The 11,278-nt window shown below is 61.5% G+C and carries 12 protein-coding genes; 8 read left to right on the top strand and 4 right to left on the bottom strand.

What is annotated here, in order from left to right; all coding sequences use genetic code 11:
* The 3 genes from lexA to AC3LCN_RS04395 all read left to right on the top strand — a co-directional run.
* The coding region (lexA, locus tag AC3LCN_RS04405) for a transcriptional repressor LexA (RefSeq protein ID WP_488648877.1) at positions 1–390 on the top strand (390 nt) is incomplete at its 5' end.
* 130 nt (positions 391–520) lie between these two features.
* Entirely contained in the window at positions 521–1,897 is a 1,377-nt protein-coding gene (gene dnaB / locus AC3LCN_RS04400) for a replicative DNA helicase (protein WP_488648876.1), read from the top strand.
* A gap of 4 nt (positions 1,898–1,901) precedes the next feature.
* Positions 1,902–3,146, top strand: a complete 1,245-nt coding sequence (locus tag AC3LCN_RS04395; RefSeq protein ID WP_488648875.1) for an MFS transporter — start codon at positions 1,902–1,904, stop codon at positions 3,144–3,146.
* On the opposite strand, the gene AC3LCN_RS04390 is transcribed toward AC3LCN_RS04395, so the two are convergent.
* Both AC3LCN_RS04390 and AC3LCN_RS04385 read right to left on the bottom strand, forming a co-directional pair.
* A complete protein-coding gene (locus AC3LCN_RS04390; RefSeq protein WP_488648874.1) occupies positions 3,139–4,278 on the bottom strand; it encodes a Rieske 2Fe-2S domain-containing protein in 1,140 nt (379 codons plus the stop codon). The two genes, AC3LCN_RS04395 and AC3LCN_RS04390, sit on opposite strands and share 8 nt — an antisense overlap.
* Positions 4,275–5,237 carry a nucleoside hydrolase gene (locus tag AC3LCN_RS04385; RefSeq protein WP_488648873.1) on the bottom strand — a complete coding sequence of 321 codons (963 nt, stop codon included), beginning with the start codon at positions 5,235–5,237 and terminating at the stop codon, positions 4,275–4,277. The genes AC3LCN_RS04390 and AC3LCN_RS04385 overlap by 4 nt, the downstream gene beginning before the upstream one ends.
* A gap of 141 nt (positions 5,238–5,378) precedes the next feature.
* Between AC3LCN_RS04385 and AC3LCN_RS04380 the strand changes: the two genes are divergently transcribed.
* Positions 5,379–7,088, top strand: coding sequence for an AfsR/SARP family transcriptional regulator (locus AC3LCN_RS04380; RefSeq protein WP_488648872.1), 1,710 nt, complete (start codon positions 5,379–5,381; stop codon positions 7,086–7,088).
* Here the strand turns inward: AC3LCN_RS04380 and AC3LCN_RS04375 are convergent.
* Both AC3LCN_RS04375 and AC3LCN_RS04370 read right to left on the bottom strand, forming a co-directional pair.
* On the bottom strand, positions 7,048–7,488 hold the full coding sequence (locus tag AC3LCN_RS04375) for a vitamin K epoxide reductase family protein (protein ID WP_488648871.1): 441 nt from the start codon (positions 7,486–7,488) through the stop codon (positions 7,048–7,050). The two genes, AC3LCN_RS04380 and AC3LCN_RS04375, sit on opposite strands and share 41 nt — an antisense overlap.
* A gap of 4 nt (positions 7,489–7,492) precedes the next feature.
* On the bottom strand, positions 7,493–8,164 hold the full coding sequence (locus AC3LCN_RS04370; protein ID WP_488648870.1) for a DsbA family protein: 672 nt from the start codon (positions 8,162–8,164) through the stop codon (positions 7,493–7,495).
* Positions 8,165–8,256: 92 nt separating this feature from the next.
* On the opposite strand from AC3LCN_RS04370, the gene AC3LCN_RS04365 reads away from it, so the two are divergent.
* Genes AC3LCN_RS04365 through AC3LCN_RS04350 form a run of 4 tightly spaced genes read left to right on the top strand, consistent with a single transcriptional unit; the run spans position 8,257 to position 11,272 of the window.
* Positions 8,257–8,688 carry a Fur family transcriptional regulator gene (locus AC3LCN_RS04365; RefSeq protein WP_488648869.1) on the top strand — a complete coding sequence of 144 codons (432 nt, stop codon included), beginning with the start codon at positions 8,257–8,259 and terminating at the stop codon, positions 8,686–8,688.
* Complete coding sequence (locus AC3LCN_RS04360; RefSeq protein ID WP_488648868.1) at positions 8,685–9,611, top strand: metal ABC transporter substrate-binding protein; 927 nt, start codon at positions 8,685–8,687, stop codon at positions 9,609–9,611. Before AC3LCN_RS04365 ends, AC3LCN_RS04360 begins: the two co-directional genes overlap by 4 nt.
* Positions 9,612–9,623: 12 nt before the next feature.
* Complete coding sequence (locus AC3LCN_RS04355; protein ID WP_488648867.1) at positions 9,624–10,421, top strand: metal ABC transporter ATP-binding protein; 798 nt, start codon at positions 9,624–9,626, stop codon at positions 10,419–10,421.
* The gene (locus tag AC3LCN_RS04350; protein ID WP_488648866.1) at positions 10,418–11,272 is read left to right on the top strand and encodes a metal ABC transporter permease; all 855 of its coding nucleotides are present in this window, start codon (positions 10,418–10,420) and stop codon (positions 11,270–11,272) included. The genes AC3LCN_RS04355 and AC3LCN_RS04350 overlap by 4 nt, the downstream gene beginning before the upstream one ends.
* Positions 11,273–11,278: the final 6 nt, after the last annotated feature.

The following is an 11,278-nucleotide window of genomic DNA, read 5'->3' as shown; positions in this document are numbered from 1 at the left end:
AACCTGCCGATGGCCGCCCGCGAGCTGGTCGTGGTGGGGCAGATCGCCGCCGGTGGGCCGATCGAGGCCTACGAGGAGCGCTCCGAGACGGTCGCCGTCCCTGAGTTCATGTCGACCCCTGACTCCTACCTCCTAAAGATCCGCGGCGACTCCATGATCGATGCCCAGATCGCCGACGGCGACTACGTCGTGATCAAGCCGAGCAGGGTGGCCGCCGATGGCGACATCGTGGTCGCCCAGGTCGAAGAGAACGAGGTCACGCTGAAGCAGCTCTTCCGCGAGACCGGTCGGGTTCGCCTGCAGCCCGCCAACAAGGCGTACAAGCCGATGTACTACCCAAGCGTGAATGTGCAGGGCGTACTCGTCGGCGTTCTTCGCCGAGTTCACTAACCGCCGCCTCGGCGCCGGGCGCCGACTTATCCACAGCCGAAAGGGTCCAGTCCCCTCTTCGTGGAGAGATTGGGGCAAGTTTGTGGGCATCCACCTAGAGCGTCAACGGCGCGACTGAGAGAATACGACCATGTCAATCCAACTTCCGCCACAGTCCTCCGAGGCCGAAGAGTCCGTACTCGGCGCCATCCTAATCGACGGCGACGCGATTACCGAGGTCTCCGAAACGCTCAAGGCGACGGACTTCTACAAGCCGGCGAACAGCAAGGTCTACGCCGCTGTCCTCTCGCTCTACGAGCAGCGCCAGCCAATCGACATCCTCACCGTCTCCGAAGAGCTCGAGCGTCGCGGCCAGATCGAAGAGATTGGTGGGCGTGCTGCGCTTGCGGATCTCTGCGACCGCACACCAACGGCGGTGCACGCCAAGCAATACGCAAAGATTGTGGAGCGCAAGGCGGTGCTTCGTGGACTGATCAGCGCCGCCGGTCGTATCGCGTCAATCGGCTACGAAGATCCAGCCGATGCGATTGAAGCGATTGATCGCGCCGAGTCAGAGCTCTTTGCCATCAGTGAGCGACGAACGATGTCTGGCTTCACCCCGCTTGAGACACTGCTCGGTCAGGCGTACGAGCGACTTGATCATTTGCACCAGAACCGCGGGCAGCTTATGGGCCTGCGCACCGGCTTCACCGACATTGACAGCAAGACGCAAGGGCTGCAAGCGTCGGACTTCATCGTCCTTGCAGCGCGACCCTCCGTTGGTAAGACCTCGCTCGCGCTTAACATTGCCGAGTACGCCGCCGTGCGCGAAGGAAAGTCGGTCGGCGTCTTCTCGTTAGAAATGAGCAAGGAGCAGCTGGTGCTGCGTCTGCTGTCGAGCGTTACCAAGATTGACTCGTTCAAGTTGCGTAGTGGCTTCCTCGCCGAGCTGGACTTTCCAAAGATTGCTAGCGCAATGGAGAGCCTCTCGCGCGCCAAGATCTTCATTGACGACACCGCAAGCATCTCGGTCATGGAGCTACGCACCAAGGCGCGACGGCTAAAGATGGAGCACGGACTTGACCTACTCATTGTGGACTACCTGCAACTGATGCAGCCTGGCTCTTCGGGGCGTGAGTCCAACCGCGTGCAAGAGGTATCCGAGATCTCGCGTGGCCTCAAGGCACTCGCTCGTGAACTTGGCATTCCGGTGCTTGCGCTGAGCCAGCTCTCGCGTCAGATAGAGATGCGCAGCGACTCAAAGGAGCCGCGTCTCTCTGACCTGCGTGAGTCGGGGGCGATCGAGCAGGATGCAGACGTGGTGATCTTCTTGTGGCGCAAGACCGATCGCATCGAGGAGGGTGATGCCGTTGGTGAGGCGATTGACTTCAGCATTGCCAAGCACCGCAATGGCCCCACCGGTGCAGGGCAGCTCTACTTCATGAAAGAGCAGACGCGCTTCGTTAACTTGGTTCGCGAGCGCAGCGACGGCGCAGGGGGCGGAAGCGAGGGCGAGCCAGTAATGTAGGGGCATGTCTCTCATGCTTCTCCGACCCGGTATGCGCCGCGCCTCGTATCTCTACTTGATGGTGGGCATCATGCAGGCCTGCTACCTCCCCTTTATCTCGATCGTCTTCCGTGATCGTGGTGTCTCGTTCGAGGCGATTGGCCTCGTTGGAGCGGTGAACTCCATCCTCGCGCTCACCGCCGCGCCCATCTGGGGGCACCTTGGTGACGCAACCCTCGGACGCGTATCGGCATTCCGCCTGGCAATCTTTGCAACGGCGATTGGGGTGTTTACCTTTGCCACCGGACCACTCGCCGGTATCCCTGGCTCAATGCTTGCCGCCTTCGCAGGCGCCGGGATCGTTCCCCTGCTGGACTCCATCGGCATGGAGCGACTTGCGAAGGTGACGGGAAACTGGGGCACGTTGCGTGCTGTCACCAGCGGCAGCTTTGCGGCAAGTAGCCTTGTGAGCGGGGTCATCGTGGTTGCCGGTGGTGCGATTCTCGTCGGGCCGCTCTACACCGCGTGGGCACTTGTCATCATGGCTGGAACCGTTGGTCTGCGCGTCACACATCCACCGCACAGCGCCGCCACCGAGGACGAACTCGAAGTAGAGCGTACCGAGCTTGCAGGCGGCAACGCCGAAATCGCCGTCGCTGGGCACTGGCGAGATCGATTCGGCACAGTCAGCTTGGCGTTCGCACAATCACCGCAACTCCTCTCGTTCCTGCTCTTGAGCCTGCTCGCCAATCTTGGCGCCGGCATTTTCTACGCCTTCGGAAATCTGCGCATCCAAGAGGTTGGTGGGAATGCCTCCATGGTGACGCTGGCGGCAACCATTTCTGCCACCGTCGAGATTCCTTTCTTCTTGATCGGTGGTGCGATTGCACTGCGCTTCGGTATGCGCGCCGTGTATGCAATTGGACTCGTTGCGCTTGGCTTGTGTAGCTTTGGGTATGCGCTCGATGTATCGCCTATTTTCCTAGGCGTCATCCGCGGACTCTGTGGCGTAGGCTTTGCGTGCACCCTTCTCGGAAGCGTGTTGACCATTCGCGCCATCGTTCCGCTCGCGCTGCAGGCAACGGGTCAGGCACTCTTCCAAGCCGTCTCGTTCGGCCTCGCAATCTCTATCGCATCAATCGTTGGCGGTGTGATCTATGGCGCACTTGGCGCACTGCCGCTCTTCCTGCTGTCGGGGGTGATTCTGATCGGATCAGTTCCGTTCGCCTGGCGAATCTTGCGCGTCGACGCAGCACCAACCACTATTTAGTCTCTTCTGCCGCGCGTAGGCGCGCCGCAACTTTGCCGAGGTGACGACGGAACTCAATCGACGCCTGATCGGGCCCAGCAATGTGCAGCTCTGCCGAGAGATCCACTGGCAACTTTTCTGGGCGTTGTGATTCTGTGATCGGCTGATCTTGATCCAAGATCAGGCGCTGGAAGTTTGCGAGTTCTGTGTCGTCTGATGGATCGAGACGATAGCTGCGTGCGTTCCAGGTGAACGTTCTCGTCTCCTTTGATGAGAGGGGTGACGCGGCCATAAAGAGAACGAAGCGGTTCCCCTCGGGGAGCTGTTGATCAAGGGTGACGGAGTACGGCAGGTGTACGGTGTATGTCGTTGGATCGCGTTGTACCTTCGCGCCCGGCGCGCCATCACCCTTCACGCTGGTCTGAGGCTCTTCAAGTGCGATCTGGAAGCTGATCGTTGTCTCGCTGCTCTCCACCGCGTGCTCTGGGCTGAGCGGCTTGGCGCGGTCGCCGAGAATCCCCTCGTGCACCCACGGGAAGTGACTGAAGTCGATGAAGTTCTCGATGCGCCGCGCGGGGGAGCACTTCCAGTCGTAGGTGGTTATCGGAATGGTGCGCAGCGATGGGTCGCCCCACCACGGCGCCTCGGGGAGCGGATAGAGCGGCGCGGGGCTCTCCCAGCCGCCAGGGCCCGGCTCAAGCAGCACCCAGACAAGGCCAAGATGTTCAACGGCGGCGTAGCGCTCAATGCGTGCGCGGCGCGGAATCGCGCGACCGTGGACGGCGGGAATGCGCTTCACCTCGCCGCTTTGGCCGTAGCTCCAGCCGTGATACGGACAGACCAGACAGGCCTCGCCCGTGGCTGGACTCCCGTCGGGGGCTGGACTCGTTCCTGGATCGACCCAGCCGAGCGAGAGGGCGGTGCCGCGGTGCACGCAGAGGTCTGGGAAGGCGGCAACTGTGTCGCCCAGTCGGGCGACGACCAGCGTTTCGCCTGAGAGGCGGATCGGGAGTGGCCGGTCAGTCAGTTCACCGCTCTGGCAGACGGGCATCCAAGCCGAGCGCAATGCCTGGTCGAGGGCCGCCTCACCGGCGGCATCAAGATCGTTGGGGCCCGTCTCACCTGGGAGCGCCGCCTCACCGAAGCCCCTCATCGCTGGCCGAAAATCTCCATCATCAGCGCAATAAATCGCGGGGCGTTGGCATCGAATGCAACGTCGGCATTCGGCACCTTGCCGCCGCGGTGGTGCGTATCCACGACGGTGCGCCCAAGGGTTAAGGAACCGGTGGTCTCCACCGCAACGTGGCAACGCTTCGTGGTGATGATGTCTGGCTCCACCAGTGCCGCAACGCAGAGCGCGTCGTGCACCGGCGCCGACTCTGGAACATCCATCTTTTGGCTGCTCTCGTAACTGCCGATGCGTCGCTTGATGACCGTCTCGGTCGCCATGCCTGCGGGCGTGCCGAGCGCACCGAATGCCGCGCACTCCTTCGCGGTAACGAGTGCCTTGTGCGTTGCGTCGAGCGGCACCATCAACACATCTTTGAAACCCGCCTCAAAGACGCTCGCGGCCGCCTCGGCGTCGGCCCAGATGTTGAACTCCGCCGATGCGGTCATGTTCGGCACCTCGTGGCCGCCGCCCATGATGATCAGCTTCGGCACCCACTCCGCGAAGCGCGGCTCTTGCGCAACTGCTGCGGCAATGTTCGTAAGCGGGCCAATTGGCATTAGGGTGATTGGCTGTGTCGCGTTGCGGTAGGTCTCAATCAGGTACTCCACTGCGCGCTCAGAGGCTGGCTTGCTCGCGCTACGTGGGATGTCGAGATAGGTACCGTGTGGGTCTTGCACGCTATCGGACTTAAAGAAGCGCTCCGACGGCATCGCCTTGCGCACCAGTGGCCGCGGAAATCCGGCGTGCACAGGGATGTGCCCCTTGCCGATCAGCTCCAGCACCGAGAGCGAGTTCGTTGTTGTTGCGTAGAGCGGTGCGTTACCGAACACGGTCGTCACGCCTATGAGATCAATCTCGGGGTGCAGGGCGGCGAGCATCAGCGCGACGGCGTCATCGGTCCCTGTGTCGCAGTCAATGATCAGGCGGTGCTTCTCGGTCATGGGGGGATTGTAGGGGCGGGCGCACATCACTGCGGCGCGTGATGCGCGACTGATACGTCTGCGGTACGCGACGCTGATTCACTATCCGCCCAGCCGACCCGCGGGCACTGCCCTCGGCGGTGCAACGGGAAGGAGTACGCCATGATGAGGACCCCTCGTGTTCACTCGGCTCGGCCCCGCATCGATTCTGCGCTCGATGAGCTCACCGACGGAGGACTGGCCCTCATCTGCGGCAGTGCCGGGTATGGCAAGAGCAGCGCCGTCGCCGCGTGGGGCATTCGCGCCGACCGACCAATGCGGTGGTTGCGGGCAAGCCGCGGCCTTGGTGACGCCCTACATCTCGCCGCCGATGAGGATGACGGCGTGCGCTTGCCGCGTCTCGCACGAGCGGTTCGCCAGCAGCAGTCGGCGACGGTGTGTGCAGCAGCGCTCATTGCCGATCTCGCCGCACCGCACAGTGAACTGATCCTCGTCATCGACGACGCCGACGCATTGGCCAAATCGCTAGAGGGCCTGGAATTTCTGCGTTCACTAGCGGAGCGCGCCCCTGACCGATCCCGTGTCGCGCTGATCGGCCGCCGCGTTGCGCAACTGCGCCTTATTGCCGCGCGCACAAAGCGGCAGGTGATGCATATCGGTGCGGCGGCACTTCGTGTGACGCCGCGACAAACGCGACAGATTGCCGAGGCTAAAGGCTGGAGCGGCGCACCGACGGCGCTCGAAGAGGCGCGACGCGCGGCGGCGGGGAACGGCGGCATCCTTGCAACGTGGCTTGATCAGATGCGTGAGGGTGGCGACCGCGGCGAGCTTGATGAGTTCATCCGGCGCGATGTCGTCGGCGGTAGTGGCCCACTCCTCGCCCGACTCGCCCGCCCAGCAGGAGAGGAGGCGAGCCCCGAACTGCTCCGCACGCTGTGGGAGGAGGGGCTCCTCATCGCCCCTGCCGACCAAGATGAGCTCGGCGAATCGTGCTGGATGATCCCGCGATTCATTGCCGAGACGCTCGATCTTCCACAGGTGCTCGGCACAGTCCCGAACGGCTCTGAGGTCACGCCTGCAGCCTCGATCGCGCCGCGTGTGCTGAGCCCCGTTGCTGTCGTTCACGACTTGGGACCGCTCAGCATTGAGGCTGCGGGGCGAACGATTGAAGGGACATCCATTCGCCCACGCTCGGTTGCGCTGCTGCACTATCTTGCCACGCGACCCCGACACGCCGCGACGCGTGATGAGGCGATCGATGCGCTCTGGCCCGAAGCAGAGGCGCAGGCCGGACTGAACTCACTCAATCAAGCGATCTACCACCTACGCCGTGCGCTTGACCCTGACTATGATCTTGCGCTCCAAGAGGGGACGCCAACGCCGTACATTCGCCATGAGGCCGAGATGGTCACGATCAACCTTGATCTCGTCACCTTTGATTCAGCGCAGCTGCGAAGCACGCTTGATGCGGTGCGACGTCGAGCACGGGTCGATCAGATTGACGATCTCCTCGACTCGTACCTTGGGCCGTTCGGCGTTGAGGTTCCGTTTGAGCCGTGGGCAGAGCAGCATCGCAGCGCGCTGGACATAAGCCTTTTTGCAATCATTGAGCGCGAGATGGTTGCGGCACATTCTGTTGGCGACATTGATCGTGCGATTGACCTCGCCCTTCGCGCCGTTCGCATAGACCCGACAGATGGTGCCATGCTGGAACACTTGGCGCTCTTGTTGGAAGAGAGTGGCTCTATCGCTGCTGCGCGTCGTGCAGCGGCTCGAGCAGTGTCAGCATTGCATGAAATGGATATTGCGCCGAATCCTGCGTTGCAGCGACTTAGCGCGCAGCCGCAGCGCGTTCCGACTGCACTGCTGTAATCACGGCGGCAACAGCAGAGAGGATTACGGTGAGACCGTAGAGCAGGCACCAGCCGCACCATGCGCCGATGACGAACGCTTGAATTGCGATGAGGACGAGCTCAATAGCGGCGCCGACCACTGCTGCAAGCACCCAGATGTTCAGTGAGATTGTTGAGCGCGTACGTAGGAAGTGCACTGATGCAATCAGTAGTACGAGCGAACCGACAACACCGACTAGCGCGATAGGTATTGGGCCGATGCTCGAGTAGACTGATGCCTCGACCTTGGCGCAGCCGCCGAATGGCCCGAGTGCAGGGCCACAAATTGCGGGGATGCCTGCGAATCGAATGGCGAGAAGATACGTCGCGATTGCAGTCCCGATGACGGAAATAACAACGCCGAACCGTACGGCACGCATGTGATTACTGCTTGAGGGCGTCGTCAATGCGCTTGTAGATATCAGCCTCTTTTGGGATGCCTGCCTGCATCCAGTCGCCAAGCTTCAGCGTTGGTGTGCCGCTTACGCCGGCGGCACGAGCCGCTGCGCTCTCCGCCTCAACATCGGCGCGAATCGTGGTGTCGGTAATGCAGCTGTCCCAGGCTGTGAGGTCGAGACCTGCGGCGCCAGCAAGGATACGGAGTCGAGGCGCGCTAAAGCCGCCTTCGTTCTCACCGTGCTGATTTGCAAAGAGGTACGAGTGGTACGACCAGAACTTGTTCTGCTTATCGGCGCACACCGCGCCAACCGCGGCGGTGAATGACTCTTCACCTAGGAAGGCGAAGAAGTGATGCTCGATACGCAGCTTTCCGTCACTGATGTACTTCTCGTAGAGGAGTGGTTCACTGCCGTTGGCCCATACGCCACAGACTGGGCACTGGAAGTCGGTCCACACCTCGAGGGTGACTGGGGCGTCGACGGCGCCAATGCCCCGACCCATGCTGAATTCAGCGGCTGGGGTAAAGACCGGCGCAACGGGGGTGAAGGAGTCGCTTGCAGTCGGCTTGCCGCTGAAGGAGCCCGAGAGGAGGAGCACGACGAGCCCCACTGAAAGGACGGCAGCGCCAATCCCGAGTGCGTTCCTGATGATGCTCATGCCTGAATCATACCCGCGGGGGCTGAACGAGCCTCGCTTCATGCTCCCTGCCTCATATTGAGACTTAGTCTCAACTCTGGTAGGCTGCTTCTATGGTGCGAGAGTTGCTCGAGGCGCTTGACCAAGCGGGGGTTCGCCTTACCGGACAGCGCCGCGATCTCGCCGCCCTCATCGCACGGCGGCAGGGGCACTTCACCGCCGCTGACCTCCTCGCCGACGCCGAGAAGCGCAGCCTCAGCATCGGACGTGCCACCGTCTTCCGTCTCCTCGAACTCCTCGCCGACCAGAACCTCGTCGAACGGGTTGACCTCCCCGATGGCCGACACGCCTACGTCCCGTGCGAGCCGTCGCACCACCACCACCTCGTCTGCGTCTCGTGTGGCGCAATCTCCGAGGTTGATGATTGCGGCATCGACGCCGTCACCGCCGAGGCGGCCCGGCGCTCTGGGTTTGAGATTCAGTCGCATCGACTTGAACTCTTCGGTCGCTGCCCGCGCTGCCAAAACGTGGAGCCGCGCCAATGAGCCGGCGCTTAATTGCAATCCTCGCTGCGCTGCTCTTTGGCAGCGCAGCATGTAGTGGCTCAAGTGGCTCACCAACAGCTTCAACATCGGGTTACCGCGTGATTGCAACAACGAGCGTCTTCGCCGATCTTGCGCGGCTCGCACTCGGTGATTCAGTGCAGATTGATTCCATTGTTCCGGCTGGGATTGATGTGCACACCTTTGAGCCGTCGCCATCCGATGCGGCAAAAATCGCCACTGCTGATCTCATCATCATGAATGGCTTGGGTCTTGATGAGTGGGTTGTCCCGTTGATCGAAGCTGCGCACAAGAGTAGTAGCGATCTGCTGCGCCTCGGAGAGGGACTGGATGCGTCAGATGGTTGGATCTATCTGGCGCCAATGGATTCAGGAGCGGCACGCTCGTACGACCCGCATTTGTGGCTTGATCCAACTGGGGCAGCACTCTATGTACAGCGCGTTGCAGATCGCGCTGTTCAAGATCGACCAGAACTCACCGCTAATATTCGTTCAGCATCAGCAAAGAGTTTTGCGGCGCTTCACGATCTTGATACTGCAGTGCGCACCCTATTCTCAGAAATTCCTGAGGTAAATCGCAAGATCGTCACCTTTCATGACGCATTTGGCTATTACGCTCGGGCATACAACATCACGATTGTTGGTGTTGCGATTGCATCGCCGGGTCAAGATCCGAGTGCTCGTGAGATCGCCGCGCTCATCGACGCGATTCGAGCGTCAGGAGTGACGACAGTGTTCAGCGAGGTGCAGTTCCCCTCCAAGGTGCTGACAAGCATCGCGGCAGAAACGGGTGCAACGGTGCTGGCTGATCTCTATTCAGACGCACTTGGTGCCGCCCCTGGCGACACATACCTCAGCGCGATGCGCGCAAATGCGACAGCGATCGCAGCATCGATGCGGCGATGAGAACATGTGGCAATGAATAGCCAGACAAACGCGATTGATCTTGTTAGCGTCACCGCCGGGTACGGCAGCCGTGCGGCGATCAGCGACGTCTCGCTCAGCCTTGCGCCAGGCTCGCTCACGGCGATCTTCGGCCCGAATGGTGGAGGGAAGTCGACGCTGCTCAAGTGCATCGCTGGGTTGATGCAGCCGTGGAGTGGCAGCGTGCAAGTACTTGGATCAGCCGTTGGCCTGCACGCGAAGCGTGTGGCGTATGTGCCGCAGGCCGAGCAGGTTGATTGGAGCTTCCCTGTCTCAGTCGGCGAGGTGGTGATGATGGGTCGTACGCCAGCACTCGGACCGCTCGGCCGACCCGGCGCCGCCGATCATGCCGCAGTCGCAGATGCGCTCGCGCGTGTTGATATGGCTGATCTTGCACAGCGCCAGATCGGCGAACTCTCGGGTGGTCAGCGTCGCAGGGTCTTCTTGGCACGTGCGATCGCCGCCGATCCAGAGATCTATCTCCTCGACGAGCCTGTCACGGGCGTTGACCCCACGACGCAGGAGAAGATCATGAACATCCTGGACGCCGAGGCGGCGCGCGGTCGCACGGTCGTTGCCACCACGCATGATCTTGCCTGCGCCGCGCAGCGCTTCCACGATGTGGTCGCCCTCGCTGGTCGCGTCGTTGCCCACGGCCCAGCACAACTTGTACTCGATCAGGGGGTTCTAGAGAAGACCTATGGCGGCCACCTCGTGCCACTCGCCGGCGGTGGTGTGGTGCTACTCGATGACCCACACCACTCCCACGGCGCACATGAGGGCCACGAATGAACCCGCTCGATATTCTCCTTACGCCGCTCGGCTACGACTTCTTTGTTCGCGCCCTAATCGCGAGTGCGCTCGTTGGTGTCGCCTGTGCCATCGTTGGATCGTTCGTCGTACTCAAGGGGATGAGCTTCATCGGCGACGCCGTCAGCCACGCCGCCTTCCCTGGCATCGTGATCGCCTACCTGATTGGGGCGCCGATCATCCTGGGAGGTGCGATTGCGGCCATCGGCACTGCGCTCGGCATTGGTGCAATCACGCGCCGCTCTGGGCTTCGATCCGACGCCATCATTGGTGTTCTCTTCGCCGGCATGTTCGCGCTTGGCGTTGCGATCTTCTCTTCAATCCCAAATTATGTTGGTGACCTCTTTCACTTCCTCTTCGGCGATGTGCTCGGCATTAGCGTTGGCGACCTGCTAGCGCTCACCCTGCTTGTGTTTGGTCTGCTACTTGTGCTGCGCCTCTTGTGGAAGGAGTTGCTCTTCAGCACCTTCGATCCGCTCGGTGCTGGCGCCGCAGGTCTACCAGTGCGACGACTTGATGACCTGCTGCTGATCCTCATCGCCGTCACGATTGTGATCAGCCTGCAAGCGGTTGGCATTGTGTTGGTGGTGGCGATGATTACGACACCCGCAGCAACCGCACAGCTGCTCGTGAAGCGATTTACCGCAATGATTCGAATCGCAGCGATCATTGGTGTTTTCTCCGCAGTCGTTGGGTTGTATGTGAGCTATTCCCTCGACATTGCGTCAGGGGCGGCAATCGTGATCTTAGAGACGCTGCTCTTCTTGCTCGCCCTCGCCTTTACCTCAATGCGATCTCGCCCCTACGCCGCACGAGGCGCAGCAAAGATCTAACGCGTC

Source organism: Candidatus Limnocylindrus sp., from assembly GCF_040397215.1.
Classification (GTDB): domain Bacteria; phylum Chloroflexota; class Limnocylindria; order Limnocylindrales; family Limnocylindraceae; genus Limnocylindrus.
Note: the sequence above shows the minus strand (reverse complement) of the source record. Positions and strands in the feature narration are given on the sequence as shown.